This is a genomic window from Streptomyces sp. ATCC 21386, from assembly GCF_018728545.1.
GTDB lineage: Bacteria > Actinomycetota > Actinomycetes > Streptomycetales > Streptomycetaceae > Streptomyces.
Genome location: NZ_JAAVVL010000001.1, coordinates 4,702,537 through 4,719,804, shown reverse-complemented (window position 1 = coordinate 4,719,804; position 17,268 = coordinate 4,702,537). Strand labels below are relative to the sequence as shown.

The window sequence follows — 17,268 nt, the reverse complement described above, 5'->3', positions numbered from 1 at the left end:
GGGACGCCGGAACCCCTTTTCACCGATCCCCGGGGAAATCCGGAAAGCTACCGGTTCCCGCCCGGAAAACGCCCGGGAGGGACGGTCGGGGCAGGGTGGGGGCGGGCGGTGTCAGGAGCCGATGCCCGGCGCGGCGTCGACCGTCCCGATCTCGACGCGATAGTCCTCCAGGGTCTCGGCCAGCCAGCGCAGACCGTCCGCGTCGTCGAGGATCCTCGGCGGCTCGTCGGTCTCCGTCAGCAGGTCGTTCTCGGCGGCGGACCCGAAGAGGACCAGGGACTCGTTGGGGCCGTCCAGCCGCGACCGCCAGACGAAGCCGTCCGCCCAGTCCGCCTCGCCGCGCAGCCAGTGCCCCCAGCGCCGGGTGAACGCGTACTCCGTGGGGTCGGACTCCACCAGCCACCAGTCGCTCTGCTGCACGGCGTTGAGGTGGACGATGCTGCAGAGGGAGACCAGCTCGACGTCCCGGGTGAGCCGCACCTGGGACAGCAGTCTGCCGTCCAGTTCCTTCCGCGGCAGGACGCGGGAGTTGCCCTGGCCGTCGAAGCGCAGGGTGCGGACGAATCTCTCGATGATCGCGGTCTCGGGTTTGGGGGCCGCGTACAGGTAGGCGTAGGAATCGTTCGGAGTGCTGTCGAAGCGACCACCGCCGAAGTGGTGGTCCTGCGGCTCCGGATTGAAGTGGTGCGCCCTGCGGCGCCGTGAGTGCACCCGGTAGAAGACCTCGCCCGCCCGGCGGACCACCTTCCTGGCGGTCGCCGTGCCCTTCTCGGGCAGTTTCGCTCCACGAGCCATGTCAGTCGTCCTCCCCCACCACGCTCGCGGCGGCGAGCAGTTGATCGTCCAGCCCCGTGCCGAGCAGGGTCGCCGGCACGGCGTCCAGCCACGGATTGGGCCCCAGCCACCAGTCGGCCACCCCCCACGGGTCGGCCGCCGCGCCCAGCATCGCGTTGATGGCGAGCACCAGCGGCCGGGGGCGGCCCTCGCCGTCGAACTGGAACGCGGGCAGTTGCTCGGGCCCCGCGGGCGCGCGGAGTCTGATCAGTCCGGGCTGGTCGGCCGCGACGCCGAAGAGTTCCGTCAGGTCCGTCTCCGTCAGGGCGGGCTCGGCCAGCAGCCGCTCGCGCGCCGAGGCCCACCGCACCGCGCCCGGCGGTGCGCCACGGGACCCCCGGGTCGGCTCAGGGGTACCGCCCGGCAGGCCCGCTCTGCCCGGCAGGCCCGTCCCGCCCGGTGCGAAGCGGTCCAGGAGCACGTCGTGCGGCGGCCGCCGGACGAGCGACGAGGAGGTGTAGCGCCGGCTCACCGCCCGCCCCTCGTCGCCCGGCAGGGCCGCGCGCAGATGGGCGGCGACGGCACGGGCGATCCCCCGCAGCCGTTCCTCGCTCCCGCCCTCGGCGACGAGGTCCAGCAGGACGTCGAGTTGTTCCCGGTCCTCCGGGTCGAGTTTTTCCCGGATCGACTGCGGTTCCGACACGAGCGCGGCGATTAGTTGCTGCTCGTACTCGTCCATTCGTTCCCCTCCTGGAATCCGGAATCCGGATGCGGCCGTACGCTAGTGAGCTACGATCCGATTGGCAATTCGAGAGCCGGTACGGGGATCATTCCCCGGAGCGCGCAGGGGGATTTCGTGTACACCGGGAATCAGGGAATCGATGATCACTCCGGGGAATCCGGGATGTCGGATCGTTTCGCTCGGATCGACCTCGTCGTACAGCTCCTCGAAGCGGCCGAGGACGCCTTGGAGAGGGAAGGCCGGGAGCACGTCGTGGACCTCCTCGACGAGGTGGAGCGGAACCTGACGGAGCTGACCGACACCGCCACCGGCCCGGCCGAACTCCGGCTGCTGCTCGGGATGTCCGCCGACGCGGCCAGGCTCCGCTACACGTACGGACAGGCACCCGCGGACCTGGACGACACGATCGCCCGCCTGGACCTCGTACATTCCCTGGCCACCGAGGCGTACTCCTCCACCGGGCCCGGAACCCCGCCCGACCACGCCGACCTGGTGCTCGTCCGCCGCGAACTCGCCCTCGATCTCGCGGAACGCTGGCGTACGAACGAGCCCGGCACCCGGCGGTCGGCCGACGCGGACCGGGTCGTCGACCTGCTCGGCCCGATCCTCGACGGCCCGGACGTGCACCACCTGCCGGATGCCACCCTGTGCCGGGCGGTACTGGGTCTCGTCCTCTCGGACCGCTGCCGCTGCCCCGACCACGCCAGTCCGGAACGGCTCGCGGACCGCCGCGCGGCCGTCGGACTCCTGCGGTCGGCACACGACTCCGAGGACCTCGACGCGGACCTGCGCCCCGCCGTGGCCTTCGACCTCGCGATGCTGTCCTTGCTCGAACTGGGTGACCGCTACGAACAGTCAACCCCTTCGGGCACTCAACCCTCGCATCCCGCCGCCGAGTTCGGTGGCGTGCTCGACGTGTTACGGCCGCTGCTGAGCGACCCCGGCCCCGGGGGCGGCGACGCGGCCGAGCTGGGCGCGGACGCGTGCGACGCGCTGACGCAGTACGACACCGGTCAGCGGGCGCAGGCGATCGCCGTGGACTGGTACCGGACCGCCCTCGCCCATCCCGCGCTGCCCGAGGAGGCCTCCCACCGGATCGCCACCAACCTGGGGCTGGCCCTGGCGGAACGGTCCGAACGCAACCGCGCGGCCCAGCACCCCGACGACCCGGCACCGGCCCTTGACCGTGCCGAGGCGGGGGCCCTCTGGGAGGAGGCGCTGACCCGCCTCCCCGGGACCGGTGAGGCGAGGGTGGCGTGTCTGGCGGGGATCGTCGACCTGCTCTGGATCGAGCTGTCGAACGGACTGCTGGACGACGACGGCGTCGACCGGCTCGCGGCCCGCGCACGTGAACTCGCCTCCCTCGTCGCGCCGGACGACACCGACCGGGCCGAACTCGTCCTCAAGACCGCGATCACCCTGAACCAGCGGGCGGTCGACCGCGGAACGCCGTACGCGTACGACCTGTCCAACAACGTGCTCACGACCGGCACCGCGGACCCGGCCCTGTCGCCCGCCAGCGCCGCGCCCCGCATGGTGGCGGACCTGCGCGAGGCCATCGGTCTGCTGCGCACGGCGACCGGCCTCTACCACCACGAGGACGAACTCCACCTGGCCGCCCAGTGTGTGCTGGGCGTCGCCCTGCTGCTGGACTTCGCCTGCGCGCTGCCGCAGGTACGGCACGAGTCCCTCCGCGACGCCCTGCGCATCCTGCGCGTCGTCCTGGAACGCGCCCCGGCCGACAGCGAGTTCCGCGACGAGAACCTGCACGCCTCGTTCCGCACCGCGATGCTCTACCGCGTCTGGTACACGGACCCGTTCACCGCGCCCCAGGATTCCGGGAACCGGCCGGTGCCGGACGTCACCGGGTTCCCCACCGTCGAGGACGATCTGCACCTGCTCGCCGGACTGCTGGACCCGGCCGCCACGGAGCAGGAACCGTACTTCGTCTTCCTCTCCGTCATGGTGGGCTTCCTGCGCTCACCGGACGGGATGCCGTCGGCGGCGGACTGCCGCCTTTGGTCGGACCGGTTACGGCGGGCCGCACCGCTGCTCGAACCGGAGGCCTGGGGCCTCAAGGCCATCATGCTGGCCGTCGCGGGCACTCTGGGGCTCGTCCTGGACCGTTCGGGAGAGGCCACGCTCACGGACCGGGCCACCACCACGGCGACGCTCCGTCAGGCCCGAGCCCTGCTCCCGCCGGGATCCACGACGCGCGTGCTGGTCGACGAGGCGCTGCGGCAAGGGGCGGTGGCCGACGTCCGCACGCTGCTGGGCACGCTGTTCCCGGCCGCCGCACGCGGGCAACGGGCGGACGCGGCGCCGGGGAACCGTCCGGAGGGCACCGCGCCCGGCGCCTCCGGCCCGGCGGAGCCGCAGGAGGACGAGGGTGCGCTCGCCCCGCCCACGATCGACCCGGCCGCGACCGTACTGCTCGGGGACGGCACGCCCGACCCGTTCGCGCTGCCGTCAGGCCGGGTCGCCGAGATCCTCGGCGGCGACGAGGCCCCGGCGAGCGCGGCCGTGGCCGCCGCACGGGCGCTGCTGCACTACCGCCGCTGGCTCCGCGAGCGCGACGGCCAGGACCTGACGAGCGCGATCGCCCTCGTCCGGCGGGCCCTCTCCGCCCCGGACACGGCAGGGGACGCGGCGGCGGCCACACACGCCACGACCTCGGACGACGGCGACCGCGACCGCAACCGCAACCGCAACCGCAACCGCAACCGCAACCGCAACCGCAACCGCAACCGCAACCGCAACCGCAACCGCAACGAGCACGGGACGCCACCGGCCTCACCGGCACTGGCCGACCGGTGTGCCGAGTTCCTGGCCCATCTCCTCCTCGACCGGCATGTCCTGTTGGGCGACCACGCCGACCTCGACGCCGCCGTGCACGAGTACGACGTGCTGCTCGACCGCACGCCGGCCGACCTCGTCCGTCCGCCGCTGCACACCGTGCTGGCCGAGGCCGGGGATCCGCGCGTGCCGCCGCACGTCTTCCGCGCCTCGGAGCCGACGGGCGGCCGCGCCCCCTTCAGGGGTGAGCTGTTGGCCGCCGCGGGCACGGCGTGGCTCCTGCTCGCGCGGTCCCGCCGGCGGCCCTCCCCGACGCTGGCCGCCGACGCCGTGCGCGCCTGGCAGGAGGCCGGGCGCACACTGCCCGCGGACCATCCCCGGATGCCGGCGGTCCGTACGGAACTGGCGGCGCACGCCCTGCGCGAGGCTCGCGGGACGGGGGACACCGAGGCGGTCGAGGCCGCCGTGGGCGCCCTCGTCGAGGCGGCGACGGCCTGTCCGGCCGGGAGTCCGCACCGTCCCGCGCTGCGCCTGCGCGCGGCGGCGGCCCTCGCAAGGACTGCCGTCGCGGGGCGGGCGGCGCCGGAGCGGCTCGACGCCCTCGGTCGGGGCATCGCCCTGCTGAGGGGTGCGGCGGAGGAGGGTCCGCACGAGTTCCACGGTTCGCGCGGGCGGTGTCTGTACGGGCTGGGCACCCTGCTGCTCACCCGGCACCTGGAGTCGGGGCGACGCGAGGAGTTGGAGGAGGCGGTCGCCGTCCTGCGCGAGGCGCGGGTGGTGCTCAACGCGAGCCCGGGTGACCCCTTCGCCATCGCGCTGATCCGGACGATCGCCCTCGCCCATCGCGCCTTCGGCCCGCACGAGGCCGGACACCGGCGGCAGTCCCGTGAGACGGGCAGATCGGCGCTGACCGCGTACGGCCGCTCCGTGCTGCTGCAGTCGGGCGCGGACCACGGGCTCGAAGCCGCGCGGGCCATCGCGCCGGACATGCTGCGGCTGGTTCGCTGGAGCCTCGCCGACGGGCTGCCCGAGGCGGCGTTCGAGGCGCTCGAACTCGGGCGCGGGCTGGTGCTGAACGCGACGACGATGAACGTCACCGTCCCCGACCTGCTGCGCGAAGCCGGTCACGCGGAGCTGGCCGACGCCTGGGTGCGGGCCGCCGCCGACGGCGGCCGGCTGAGCGAGGTGCCCGACGATCTGCGGCGCCGCGTCCTGGAGGCGCTGGCGGGCGGCGCCGCCGAGAAACGGCTGCTGTCCGCGCCCCGTCCGGGGGTGCTCGGGCACACGCTCCGCCGGATGGGGACCGACGCCTTGGTCTATCTCGTGCCCGGCGAGGACGGGGCCTGCGGCCACGCGGTGATCGTCACGGCGACCGGAGTGGTCCGTTCGCTGCGGCTGCCCGGGCTGACTTCGGTGCCCACCGGCCCCGTCGGCGCGTACGACGCCGCTCTGCAGGCCTTCCAGGAAGAGGGCCGTCGGGAGTCGCCCGCCCCGCACCACCCGCTGGTCATGCACGAACGCCGTCGCAAGGCGCTGCTCCTGCTGGAGGGCAGGTGGCGGTCGGCCCTGGGACGGCTGTGCTCATGGGCCGGGGACGTCGCGATGGAACCGCTCCTGGCGGCGGCCGAGACCTGGTGGCCGGGCCGTGTCCCACGGATCGTCCTCGCGCCCGTGGGACCCCTCGGCATCGTCCCCTGGCACGCGGCCCGCCGGCCGGTGTCCACGGCCTCGACGCCCGGTGGGCGGGAGACGGCGAAGACCGGCCACGCGTGCGAGCGGGCCGTCATCTCGTACTGTGCCAGCGCCCGTCAGCTCATCGAGGTCGCTGCCCGCCCCACGGCCGTCCTCGGCCGGGGCGCCGTGGCCGTCGTGGTCGACCCGGACGGCTCGCCCACCATGCACCGTGAGGCGGCGCTCGTGGCCTCCCTGCATCCGCGGGTCACCGTGATCGGCGGCATGGGCGGGGGCCCGGGCACCGGCGGGGCGGCGCTGCCGCCGGAGCCGCGGTCGCTCGAACCGTTCCTGCCGGGACGGGGGCCCTCGCCGACCGCGCTGCTGCACGTCAACTGTCACGCGGACACCGGCACGACCTCCAACGACTCCGTCCTCAAACTGGACGCCACGCACACGGTGTCGGTGCAGGACCTGCTGACCGGCGCCGCGGGCCGCGATCCCGGGATGCCCGGTGGCACGGTGCTGCTCGCCAACTGCACGAGCGATCTGACCCTGAGCGACCACGACGAGGCCCTGACCCTGGCGACGGCCTTCCTGGGCGCGGGCGCCACGGCGGTCGTCGGCTCCCGCTGGGCCATCGCGGACGACCCCCGGACGACGCTGCTGGTGCTCCTCGTGCACCACCACATGAAACAGGGCACGCCACCCCGGGACGCGCTGCGGGCGGCCCAGTTGTGGATGCTGGACCCCGACCGGGTGCTGCCTGCGGAACTGGCCGCGTGCGAGCCGCTGTTGGCGGACACCACGACCGGGCCGCCGGACGAGCTGGAGATCTGGGCGTCGTTCACGCACCACGGTCGGTAGGGGGCGTCAGCCATCGGGGGCGTCGACGCCCAGATCGCGACGCATCTCCTGGCGCATGTCGGCCAGGAGTGACCACGCCTTGCGGACCTCCGGGTCGAACGCGTCCAGTGTCCGGGCGTCCACGGGCACGGCGGCGAGGAACTTCCGGAGCGTGCCGTATCCGCTGTTGAGCTGCCTGCTCGCGGCGCCCGCGGAGACCAGCACGGCGGTCGGCAGGATCAACTGGGCCTCGGCGTAGGCCTCCCGGTGGGCGGCGCGGCGCTCGTCCAGTCGCTGTGCGCAGTCCTCCACCTCGGAGCCGTCCCGCAGGGCGTGCCACAGGTTGACCTGGGCGGTCTGGTACTGCCGGGCGGCGGTGTTGAGGGCGACGCAGCAGGCCCGCCGCAGCTCGTACCGTTCGCGGCCCCGGGCCGCGACCAGCTCGGCCCGGCGCACCCGCTCGGCGTGCTCGCGCTCCTCGCCCTGCTGCCGGGCCAGCGCCTGGAGTTCCAGTCGTTTGGTGCGGTCGGCCCGGCTCTGCGTCAGCAGGGCGGCGCCCAGCGTGCCGACGACGCCGACCGTGGCGACCGCCAGGGCGACCCACGCGTCCCCCATGTCAGGTGTCGCCGAGGACGACCACCCTGCGCGGCGTGCCCGCTCCGGGGGTGGTGGTGGCCGGGCCGGGCCGTCCGGCGGGTACCGCGCGTTCCCGGCCCCAGGCGCGGATCTCCTCGATCTGTTCGGGGTTGCTGCGACTGAGGGGGGCCGTGTTGGCGAAGGTGTCCTCGACGAACGACGCGTCGAGCCGTTCCACCCCGCCGCCGAGCAGGACCTCGGCGCCCACGTCGTGGAGGGCCGACTCGATGTCGGAGCCGGCGAAGCCCTCGGAGAGGTGGACGAGACGGTCGAGCTGGTCCGGGTGGGGTTCGGCCTTGACGTAGCGCCGGTAGTAGAGGGCGATGATCTCCCTGCGGTCCTGGTCGTCCGGCAGGTCCACGAAGAACAGTTCGTCGAAGCGTCCCTTGCGCAGCAGCTCGGGCGGCAGGCTGCGCACGTCGTTGGCGGTGGCGACCACGAAGACCCGGGAGTCCGACTCCTGGAGCCAGAACAGGAACTGCCCGATGATGCGCTGCTGGACGCCGGAGCTGTCGTGGCTGCCGGCCAGTCCCTTCTCGATCTCGTCGATCCACAGGATGCAGGGAGCGACCCGGTCGGCGGCGTCCAGCGCCTCCCGCATCCGTCCCTCGGACTCGCCCAGGTAGCGGCCGTGGATGCTGGCCATGTCCAGTCGGTACAGCGGCAGCCGCCACTGCTGGGCGATGGCCTTCGCCGACAGGGACTTCCCGCAGCCGGGGACGCCGACCAGCAGGACACCGCGCGGCGGGCGCAGCTGGGTGCCGCGCAGGTCGGTGTGGATGAGCCGGTGTTTGCGCTCCAGCCAGCCGCGCAGGTTGGTCAGGCCGCCGACGGAGTAGTCGACGTCCTTGAGGGCGAGGCGTTCGAGTCCGGCGAGGTTGTTGAAGATGCGGTCCTTGGAGCTGGCGAGGGTCAGCACGTCGGCGGCCTCCACGGACCCCTTGGCGATGAGGGTGGCCATGAGGTTCACCGCCTCGCCCTCGGTGACGCCCTGGAGGAACTCGGCGGCCCGGCGGGCGTCGTGCTCGGTCCAGGCGATGGAGACCACGCCCCGGTGGTCGGTGAGGAAGCCGCTGATGGTGGCGTACATCTCGTCGGCGTTCGGCAGGTCCAACTGCAGGCTCATACCGAGTCGTTGCAGACCGCTCCAGATCGGGTTGTCCGTGATGAGGACGACGCATCCGGCGTGGGTGTCGGCGATCCTGGCCAGTTCGGCGACGTTACGGGTGAAGGGGGTGTCGGACTCCAGCTCGCCGGGGTCGACCAGGACGAGGGTGGCGTGGGGGCGGGCGGCGAACTGGGCGGCGGCGAAGTCCATGGCGCCGGTCAGCGACCGGTCGTCGAGGACGGCCGCTCCCGACCGCAGATCACGCAGTCCGGTGGCTCTGGTGTGGATCCAGAACTGCTGGTTGGCACGCCGCGGCTGGGTCGCCACCTCTTTGAGCATGCGCAGGGCGCGGGCCTGTTCGATGGTGCGCAGTCCGACTACGGGCACCCGGGCGGTGAGGTAGTTGTCCAGGTCACGCTTGCTGTCGGAGTAGTTCGCCATGGTGGGTCTCCGGGGTGACGTTGCCGTCAGTCGGGGGTGACGATGCGCCGTCGTCCGGTGGGCTCGTACCAGCCGGCCGGTGGCGGGGCGGAGGGTTCGGACAGGACGGCGGTGAGGGGGTTGTCGCGCAGGGTGCGGCGCCGGGTCTCGACGGCGTGGGGATCGGCTCCGTCCGCGAGCAGGGCCCGCACGCCCCGTTCGAGTTCCTCCTGCAGTCGGCGGGTGTGCTCGTCCATGAGGGTCGCCATGCGGGCGCGGAAGTCGGCGGGCAGGCTCGGGTGGGTGACGACGGAGCGGACGGAGCGCAGCACGTCGCGGCCACGGGTGAGGGCCCGGCCCACCGAGAACTCGTCGGCCGCGTCGTTCACCTCGCGCACCATCAGGTCCAGTCCGCCCTGGAGGCGGCGGTCGACGGCGGAGGCGATGCGGGCGAGCAGGCGCTGCCAGGTGTCGGCGGGCAGGTCTTCGGGGGACAGCGGGGGCAGTTGGAGGGGATCGGGGCGGGTGCCGTCGGCCCATTCGTCCAGGGTGCGGGCCCAGCTCAGGTAGTCGCTGTCGCCTCCCCACCGGGCGGGGTTCACAGGTCCCTCTGGGGTCGTCGTACGAGTTGTTCACCGGGCGGCAGGGGGTCCCAGGCCGGGAGGTCGGTCACGGTCCGTCGCAGTCGTCGGGTGACGGGATCGGGCGTGGGCTGCCCCGGCGGCCTGGCCGGCCCCGAGGCCCATGGGGCGGGTGCGGCGGGCGGTGCCGCGGGGCCGGGCGGCGGTGGGGCGGCGGGGCCGCGCTGGTCGGGGACGTCCGGTGGCTGGGCCGGCCTGGGGGGCGCGGCGAGCGGGCGCAGGTGCTCCGGGATCTCCGGTCTGAGCCAGGGCGGCGTCCCGTCCGACGAGAAGGCGAGGTCGTCACTCATGGTCGTTTCCTCTCGGTGGTCTCGGCCACCCGGGGTGGTCCCGGTGGTCTCAGTCGCCGGTTCCGACGACGCGGCCCTCGAACGGGGAGGGCGCGTTGGTCGCGGTGTTCAGGGACGCGATGAAGGTGCGGGCCTCGGCCTCGACGAAGTCGGCCGCCCAGTACTGCTGTTGCCAGTCGGTGAGTTCGGCGTGGGCGCCCCGGAGCCGGCCGAGTGCCTCCGCCATGTGTCGGCTGAGCAGTTCACGGGCCTTCTCCTGCGCGGTGCGCCCGGCTGCGGCACGGTTGTGGAGGACGATCCCCCAGATCCCTCCGACGGCGATCGCGGCGAGGAAGGCGAAGCCGACGTTCACGCCGAGGAAGACCATGAGGACGGCGGCGACCGTGGCACCGAGGAGGGCGAGCTGGGAGGTGTAGTTGTAGGCGAGCGACTTGACGTACAGGTCGACGTAGCCGCTCCAGTGCCGGGTCAACGACGCCTCCAGGTCGGGCAGGTCGTCGGTGAGCGGCTTGGTCCAGGTGGTGAGCTTGAAGCGCTGGGTGCCGTGGCTGACGCCGTAGGTGTTGCGCAGGGAGATCTCGATCTTCGGGGGCATCGCGGCCCGGTAGTCGCGGCTGAATCCGGCGTGCGCCTGCGCGAACCACTCCTGGCACGACGCGACGGCCATCCGCTGCGCCGCCGGCGAGGCGCCCACGGCCGTGGGGTCGAGGGCGGCGACCGACTGCACGCTCAGGTAGTTGCGGGTCTCGTCCAGCGCCTCGGACCGCATGTCCGCCTCCTGGCGGGCGGCGTCCTCGTCCCCCTCGTGGCGCACGATGGCCTCGTTGAGCAACAACTCACGTTGCAGGGGGAGTTCCTCCTCGTCCGAGTTGCGGACCAGACCGTCGAGGATGTCGTCGACGGTGTCCTCCAGGTGGGAGGGGGGCAGGAGTTCGCTCTCCATGAGGGCGCGGAAGCGGGCGAGGAGGGCCTCGTGAGCGCGGGCGCGGGCGAGGAGGTCGTCCAGCACCGGCCACTGCGGGCACACATCGGCCAGGCGCGGGAAGTCGTCGGCGGCCGAGGGAGCACGCAGGGAGTCGATCTCCTGACGCCAGCGCGCCACCTGGGCCGCGCGTACGGCGTCGTCGTCGAGGAGGCGCTGCCGCCACTCCTCCAGGGTCTCGCCGAGCAGTTGACGTCCCCGCACCCCGAAGGCGCCCTGGGAGACGCATTCCAGGACGACCTGGAACTCCCGGCCCAGCACCCGGGGGTCCTGTTCCTCCAGATAGTGCCGCAACCAGCGCACGGACGCGTCCTGCCGCCCCTGTCTGCGCAGGATCAGCGCGAAGAAGAGCGAGGTCTTCGAGGTCGAGCGCCGGAACGCCTCCTCCACGGCCCGCGCGCACAGCGCCTCGTCGTCGCCCGCCCAGGCGGCCAGCCCGACCAGGGCGGGGGCCAGCCAGTAGCGTGGCGTCTGGATCATCAGCTCCTCGCTGACCTGCCGGACGGTCTCCTCCTGGACGAGTCCGGTGTCGAAGGCCTGGAGGATGCCGGTGGCGGAGCGGCGGACGACCTTGTGATGGCCGTAGGTGTGCTCGATCTCGTCGTTGATGCGGACGATCCGGGTCTCGGCGCGCTGGGCGGCGGCGATGCGTTCGGATCTCCCGACGAACTCCAGGAATTTCTCGTAGAGCACGTCCAGGCGGTCCTTCGTCTGCGCCTGTACGGCCTTGACGTCGCGGACCTCTTCGTCCACCTGCTCGATCTGACCGCCGAGCGAGCGGACGGAGCGGTCGAGCTTGCGCTCCAGTTTGTCGAGGCTGCTCATGATCTGGCCGAGGTTGGTGTCGCTCACGCGGGTCTCCGTTCCGTGCCGTGTCGTTCTGGTGAAACGCGGTCCGTCTGTGCGCCGGCTCAGGGCCTGACGACGCTGCCGTCGGGCAGCACGGGCAGCACCAGTCCGTCGGCGTACACCTCGACGAACGCGTACGCGCCCGAGCGGGCCAGCATGCGGGCGGCGTCGAACGGGGGCGGCATCTCGTCGTGCGCCGCGCAGTGCCCCAGGATCCGCCCGTCGAGGCCGAGCCGATGGTCCACATAGGGGGAGCCGAGCAGGCACGGCGCGACGAAGCCCACGGGCACCGGCGCTCCCCGGCTCACGTACTGCTCGTGCAGCCAGGAGGCGATGTCCCGGACCGAGGCGTCGTCCACGGCGGCGTCCAACCGGCGCAACCGGCCGAGGAGTTCCGGCGTCCGGGTGGCGAACAGCTGCCGGGACGCGGCCGGCCCGGTCGTGGACGGCGCGGTGATCCGGGCACCGCTGTGCGCGACGGACGTGCCCGGAGGGACGACGACGCGGCGAGGTCGCTCAACGGAACCCATGAATGCCCCCCTGCTGAACATGGACCGACAGGCGTCCCTTCGGTGACGCTCGGTATCCGAAGGGTAGTGACGCCTCGTCAACTGCGCCTAAGTTGAGCGGTATCCATCGACAATGACCGTTTACTACCCGGATAAGTACCGGATAACTACCGGGCGGCCCACCGTGACCGTCGCCGGCTCAGTGCGGGACGAGCTGGTCGGCCAGGCGGTGGGCCTGGGCCAGCAGCGTCCCGTACGTCGCCAGCGCGTCGGGGTCGTCGGCGACTGCGGCGGGCAGCCGGCCGCGGAAGTCGTCGAGGGTGCGGTGGAGTTCCCCGACGGCCTCGCGCAGCTCCTCCGCGCCGGCGTCGTCGTGGCCGCCCGGAGCGAACCGGGTCCGTCCGTAGAGGCTGACGGCGCGGGCGGTGCGGTACAGGAAGTCCGCGTAGGGCCGGGCGATCGCCTCGGCCGGACGGGCGGCCTTCCCCCCGCCGTCGGCGGCCTCCCACACCGTCCGGGTCACGCCCGTGGTGTGGACGGCCACCTGGTCGAGCACGGCCAGTGCGTCCGCGTACGCCTTGCCGGGCGGGGCGACGGCGTGCCTGCGGCGCCCCCACGGGTTGACCCGCATGCTCTCCTTGCTCCAGCCGATGGCCTGTCGCGCCTGGTCGACCAGCCGCCCGAGCCGCAGTGCGCGTTCGTGCCACTCCCCCGCCTGGCGCCCTTCCCACTCGCCGGCGGCCAGCCCTTCCGCCACCGCGTCCAGGATCGACTCGGCCTCCCGGGCCGCGTCCCGCAGCGCGGCGCGGGTGTCGCGCAGATACACCGGGGGCCTGATCAGCGCGTTGACCGCGACGCCCACCACGGCGCCGAAGACGGCCTCCGCGATGCGGGCGGCCGACGCGGCGACGGTGACCTGGCCGCCGGTCAGCACGAAGAGCGCGCCTGTGGCGGCGTAGACGCCCTGGCTCCCCAGCCGTTGCCACTGGCCCAGCAACAGCACCGTCGGCAGCACCAGGGCCATCGTGACCAGCGTGTTCTCCAGTGTCAGGGCCACGGCGGTGGCCACCGCCGTGCCCACCGCGATGGCCCCGAGCTGCTGCAACCCGTGGGCGAGCGACCGGAACACGGTGGACTCCACCAGGACGACCGCCACCCAGGGCGCCACGAACGCCATGGGGGCCGCGAGCCACCAGCCCGCGACCGCCCACGCCAACCAGGCGGCCAGCGCCGCCTTGCCGGCCTGCGCCACCAGATCCCGTTCCCGGCCCGGTCCGGCCCACGCCAGCCGTCCCGTCCGTACGGCCGCCGCGCCGCGCCGCCGTGTCGCCCGCATCACCCTGCCGGTCCACTCCATGCCACACCAAGTGCCACGACAGCGGCGACCCGCACCTGCCGATCGTGATTCCGCGGCGGCCGGCCACGGTGGGCGGCTCGGTCCGGCACCGGTTTGGTCCGGCACCGGCTAGGGGCATCGTCATCGGCTCGGTCCGTCATCCGCTTTGTCCTCGAGTCCTCGTCGTCGGTGACCCCCGCCCACCGTGAAGACGGTGGCGTACCTCCGCGCCGCCCCGGGAAGGCGGCTGTCGTAGCCACCTCTCCACGGGGTCGCGTGCGAGGCTGGACACGACGACGACTTCCCCGGTGCGGCGAAACGGAGGACGGTGTGGACTGGGATCGGTTCGCCCAGCAGATGGCGTCGATGGCACGCGACCTGCTTGCACAGCCTTCGGTCGACGCCACCCTGGAGCGGATCACGGCCTCGGCCACCGAGCTGGTGGAGGGCTGCGACGCGGCCGGCATCCTCGTGCTGCACGGCACGTCCGTGGAGACTCTCGCGCCCACGGACCAGCTGGTCGTCGCCAGCGACCGGCTGCAGGAGCGGCTGCGGGAAGGGCCCTGCTTCGACGCCGCCCGTGAATCGGAGGGCGAGCGGGTCTTCCGTATCTCCGACTTCTCCGGCGAGCAGCCGCGCTGGCCCGTCTACGCCCCAGAGGCCCGCCGTCTCGGGGTGGGCAGCATGATGGGCTTCCTGCTCTTCACCGAGGAGGAGGACCTCGGTGCCCTGAATCTCTACTCACGCAGGCCCGGCGCGTTCAGCGAGGTCAGCGAGTTGGCCGGCTGGCTGCTGGCCTCGCACGCGGCGGTCGCCTTCTCCAGCGCGCGCACCCACGCCCAGCTGGAGCGGGCCGTCGCCACCCGCCATGTGATCGGCGAGGCGATGGGCATCCTCATGGGCAGCCACCACCTGACCGAGGAGCAGGCGTTCGACGTGCTGCGCCGTTTCTCGCAGGAGCACAACATCAAGCTCCGCGAGGTCGCCCGCCGGGTCTGCGAGCAGGGAAGCCTCTGATGCCACGGCGCGTGGGCCGGCCCGTGACACCAGGGCGGATGGGCCCCTGACGCGTCCAGGGGACGGCTCCTCCGGCACATTGTCAGAACCAGAGAAGCCTGGCCGGGCCGACCCCCAGGGGAGCGCCGTCGTACCCGGCCTCCCCACCAAGTCCCCCCGCCTCGGCTACCCACACCCCCGAACCACCGGCCACTTCAAACGGGTTCGCCCACAGCCGAGCCCGACGGCCGGCACGACGTCGAGCAGACCGGTGCGGGCACCGCCACGCGGCGTCGAGCGGGCACGTCCGGACGTCTCCACGCGGAGTCGAGCAGGTCCGTTCGGGTACCCGGCACGGGCACGCGGGGGCGACCGTCCTCCGCCCCTCTAACCCGACGAAGGGCCGTACCCATGAACGACGACGACGTGCGGAACCCGGTCGAGCAACATCCCCGGCCGGACCTCCCCCAGCAGGACCAGGAACATCCCGGCTGGACCGGCCCGATGGACCCGCCGCCCGACCACGGGGAGGACTCCTACCGGGGCAGCGGACTGCTTCAGGACCGCAGGACGGTACTGACCGGCGGGGACTCCGGTATCGGCCGCGCGGTCGCCCTGGCGTACGCCCGGGAGGGCGCGGACGTCCTCTTCACCCATCTGCCGGAGGAGGCCGAGGACGCCCGGGAGACGGTCCGGCTCGTCGAGGAGGCCGGGCGGAAGGCGATCGCCGTCCCCTGCGACGTACGCGACGAGGAGCAGTGCCGTCGTCTGATCGAGCGGGCGGTCGACGAGTTCGGCCGGATCGACGTGCTGATCAACAACGCCGCGTACCAGATGGCGCAGTCCGACGGCATCGGCGCGATCACCACGGAGCAGTTCGACCGGGTGGTGCGGACGAACCTCTACGGCATGTTCTGGCTGTGCCGGGAGGCCCTGCCGCACATCCCGGCGGGTGGCTCGATCATCAACACCACGTCCGTGCAGGCGTACAAGCCGAGTCCGCACCTCCTCGACTACGCCATGACCAAGGGCGCGATCGTGACGTTCACCCAGGGGCTGGCGCAGATGGTCGCCGCGGACGGCATCCGGGTGAACGCGGTGGCACCGGGCCCGGTGTGGACACCGCTGATCCCGGCGACGCTCCCGGACACGAAGGAGTTCGGCAAGCAGGCGCCGCTCGGCAGGCCCGCCCAACCCGCCGAGATGGCACCGGCGTACGTGTTCCTCGCCTCCGACCGGGCGAGCTTCGTCACGGCAGAGATCCTCAACGCCACCGGCGGCACCCCGCTGCCGTGAGGGCCGTTTGAGTGCTGCGCCACTGGGCACCCGTGGGCGCACGCCAAGAAACGTTTCACCTTCGGGTTCGGAAAGAAGATGAATTGCCGTGAGCACGCACACCGTCGAAAAACTCGTCGTCCGCGAGAGCGGCTGGGCCGAGGCCCGGCGCCGGCGCGGTAAGGGTGTGCGGCTGTGCCTGCCGGCCGTGACGGACCGGGAGCGCACGCAGGCGGCGGGCGGCGGGCCGGACTCGCACATCGTGAAGGGGGACGACTGACGACGGACATCGCCCCGCGTGGCGACGTGGCGAGTCCCGAACGAAGTAGTCCCCGAAGCAGTCCCCGACGGCGGCGGGCCGGTGGCCACCAGGTGATCCTGGTCCCCACCGGCCCGCCGCCGTCCGCCCTGTCAGCCGTCTCAGTCGTCCTTGCCCCGGCCGGTCAGCGCGTCCCGCATGCGGTCCACGAGGCCCATTCCGGGGGCGAGCAGCTTGTTGGCCGGCGGGGTGTCCGGGGCCGCCGGGTGCGGCCGGGTCGGGGCCGTCTTCTTGGCCGTGCGGACCTTGTCGCCGAGGCTGTTCAGGGCGTCGGTCGAGCAGGCCGCGCGCAGCCTGGGGAACAGGTTGTTCTCCTCGTCCTGGATGTGCGACCGGATCTCGGTCATCAGCTGGGTGGCCAACAGGTCGAAGTCCGGGTCGCCGGCCTCGCACCGCTCCAGCGCCTTCATGGTGCGCTCGGCCTCGGCGTGGTCCTCCAGCTCACGGTCGGCGATCGCGTCGCCGTCCGGAAGGTGCTCGCGCACGGCCGGGTAGAGGTAGGCCTCCTCGGCGACCGAGTGACGCACCAGCTCGATGGTGACCTGGTCCATGTGCTGCTTGCGCTGGGGGTCACCGGAGGGCAGTGCCTCGATCCGGCCGAACATCTCCTCCACTTCCCCGTGGTCCGCGGTCAGTTCGTCGATGACATCTCCACCGTGTCCCATGTCTCCCGCTCCTCTCCTCGAAACGACGCCTGCGCCATCCGTACCCGCGAGCCTCGTCGGGCCCCCGGCGCGACCCCGAGTACCCGCGAACGGCCCAGCCACGCGGCCCTCGCGCAATGTCCCCGAAGCCCGTTCGCCGAGCTCAGCGCCGTGTCGGCGGGCGCAGCGTCCGTACGGACCCGTCGGCCGCGCCGGCGGTGCGCACCCCGTGGTCGCGGGGCGCACGGGGCGAAACCGTCCCGCATCCGGATTCGTGGGCGGTGGTGGGCAGTTGGTCGTCGGGGGGGGCGTCGGTGTGCGAGACGCACCGGCCCGAAGGGGGCGGACGTTCGCCCATTACGATCTCCGGAGACGAACGCGCGGGGGTGCGTGAGCGGGTGCACCGCTCCGCGTGAGCGGCGAGGCCATGTTCG

The 17,268-nt window shown here is 72.9% G+C and carries 14 protein-coding genes; 4 read left to right on the top strand and 10 right to left on the bottom strand.

Annotation, left to right across the window (positions count from 1 at the left end):
• Positions 1–111: 111 nt before the first annotated feature.
• Positions 112–795: an RES family NAD+ phosphorylase gene (locus GWK25_RS20115; RefSeq protein ID WP_215451932.1), complete on the bottom strand. Its 684-nt coding sequence runs from the start codon at positions 793–795 to the stop codon at positions 112–114.
• 1 nt (position 796) lies between these two features.
• Entirely contained in the window at positions 797–1,513 is a 717-nt protein-coding gene (locus GWK25_RS20110; RefSeq protein WP_215451931.1) for a DUF3168 domain-containing protein, read from the bottom strand.
• A 165-nt stretch (positions 1,514–1,678) separates the two neighbouring features.
• Here GWK25_RS20110 and GWK25_RS20105 point away from each other — a divergent pair, with 165 nt between their 5' ends.
• Positions 1,679–6,850, top strand: coding sequence for a CHAT domain-containing protein (locus tag GWK25_RS20105; protein ID WP_251828947.1), 5,172 nt, complete (start codon positions 1,679–1,681; stop codon positions 6,848–6,850).
• A 6-nt stretch (positions 6,851–6,856) separates the two neighbouring features.
• On the opposite strand, the gene GWK25_RS20100 is transcribed toward GWK25_RS20105, so the two are convergent.
• The 7 genes from GWK25_RS20100 to GWK25_RS20070 form a co-directional block, all read right to left on the bottom strand.
• A complete protein-coding gene (locus GWK25_RS20100) occupies positions 6,857–7,444 on the bottom strand; it encodes a hypothetical protein (RefSeq protein WP_215451929.1) in 588 nt (195 codons plus the stop codon).
• 1 nt (position 7,445) lies between these two features.
• Complete coding sequence (locus GWK25_RS20095) at positions 7,446–9,014, bottom strand: AAA family ATPase (RefSeq protein WP_215451928.1); 1,569 nt, start codon at positions 9,012–9,014, stop codon at positions 7,446–7,448.
• 26 nt (positions 9,015–9,040) lie between these two features.
• Positions 9,041–9,595: a hypothetical protein gene (locus GWK25_RS20090; RefSeq protein WP_215451927.1), complete on the bottom strand. Its 555-nt coding sequence runs from the start codon at positions 9,593–9,595 to the stop codon at positions 9,041–9,043.
• Complete coding sequence (locus tag GWK25_RS20085; RefSeq protein ID WP_215451926.1) at positions 9,592–9,924, bottom strand: hypothetical protein; 333 nt, start codon at positions 9,922–9,924, stop codon at positions 9,592–9,594. The genes GWK25_RS20090 and GWK25_RS20085 overlap by 4 nt, the downstream gene beginning before the upstream one ends.
• 49 nt (positions 9,925–9,973) lie before the next feature.
• On the bottom strand, positions 9,974–11,758 hold the full coding sequence (locus GWK25_RS20080) for a hypothetical protein (RefSeq protein ID WP_215451925.1): 1,785 nt from the start codon (positions 11,756–11,758) through the stop codon (positions 9,974–9,976).
• 59 nt (positions 11,759–11,817) lie between these two features.
• Positions 11,818–12,285: a hypothetical protein gene (locus GWK25_RS20075; protein WP_215451924.1), complete on the bottom strand. Its 468-nt coding sequence runs from the start codon at positions 12,283–12,285 to the stop codon at positions 11,818–11,820.
• A 178-nt stretch (positions 12,286–12,463) separates the two neighbouring features.
• Positions 12,464–13,621 (bottom strand): aromatic acid exporter family protein, encoded by a 1,158-nt coding sequence (locus GWK25_RS20070; protein WP_215451923.1) that lies wholly within the window; start codon positions 13,619–13,621, stop codon positions 12,464–12,466.
• 309 nt (positions 13,622–13,930) lie between these two features.
• Here GWK25_RS20070 and GWK25_RS20065 point away from each other — a divergent pair, with 309 nt between their 5' ends.
• From GWK25_RS20065 to GWK25_RS20055, 3 genes are all read left to right on the top strand, one after another.
• Positions 13,931–14,617 (top strand): GAF and ANTAR domain-containing protein, encoded by a 687-nt coding sequence (locus GWK25_RS20065; protein ID WP_308011134.1) that lies wholly within the window; start codon positions 13,931–13,933, stop codon positions 14,615–14,617.
• A gap of 390 nt (positions 14,618–15,007) precedes the next feature.
• A complete protein-coding gene (locus GWK25_RS20060) occupies positions 15,008–15,892 on the top strand; it encodes an SDR family oxidoreductase (protein WP_215451922.1) in 885 nt (294 codons plus the stop codon).
• Positions 15,893–15,980: 88 nt separating this feature from the next.
• Positions 15,981–16,151, top strand: a complete 171-nt coding sequence (locus GWK25_RS20055) for a hypothetical protein (protein WP_215451921.1) — start codon at positions 15,981–15,983, stop codon at positions 16,149–16,151.
• Between the two features lie 140 nt (positions 16,152–16,291).
• Here the strand turns inward: GWK25_RS20055 and GWK25_RS20050 are convergent, their stop codons facing one another.
• Positions 16,292–16,855 (bottom strand): hemerythrin domain-containing protein, encoded by a 564-nt coding sequence (locus GWK25_RS20050; protein ID WP_215451920.1) that lies wholly within the window; start codon positions 16,853–16,855, stop codon positions 16,292–16,294.
• Between the last annotated feature and the right edge of the window lie 413 nt (positions 16,856–17,268).

Coding starts and splice junctions, on each gene's coding strand:
- GWK25_RS20115 (WP_215451932.1), bottom strand. CDS start 795: ATGGCTCGTGGAGCGAAACTGCCCGAGAAGGGCACGGCGACCGCCAGG.
- GWK25_RS20110 (WP_215451931.1), bottom strand. CDS start 1,513: ATGGACGAGTACGAGCAGCAACTAATCGCCGCGCTCGTGTCGGAACCG.
- GWK25_RS20105 (WP_251828947.1), top strand. CDS start 1,679: ATGTCGGATCGTTTCGCTCGGATCGACCTCGTCGTACAGCTCCTCGAA.
- GWK25_RS20100 (WP_215451929.1), bottom strand. CDS start 7,444: ATGGGGGACGCGTGGGTCGCCCTGGCGGTCGCCACGGTCGGCGTCGTC.
- GWK25_RS20095 (WP_215451928.1), bottom strand. CDS start 9,014: ATGGCGAACTACTCCGACAGCAAGCGTGACCTGGACAACTACCTCACC.
- GWK25_RS20085 (WP_215451926.1), bottom strand. CDS start 9,924: ATGAGTGACGACCTCGCCTTCTCGTCGGACGGGACGCCGCCCTGGCTC.
- GWK25_RS20075 (WP_215451924.1), bottom strand. CDS start 12,285: ATGGGTTCCGTTGAGCGACCTCGCCGCGTCGTCGTCCCTCCGGGCACG.
- GWK25_RS20070 (WP_215451923.1), bottom strand. CDS start 13,621: ATGGAGTGGACCGGCAGGGTGATGCGGGCGACACGGCGGCGCGGCGCG.
- GWK25_RS20060 (WP_215451922.1), top strand. CDS start 15,008: ATGAACGACGACGACGTGCGGAACCCGGTCGAGCAACATCCCCGGCCG.
- GWK25_RS20050 (WP_215451920.1), bottom strand. CDS start 16,855: ATGGGACACGGTGGAGATGTCATCGACGAACTGACCGCGGACCACGGG.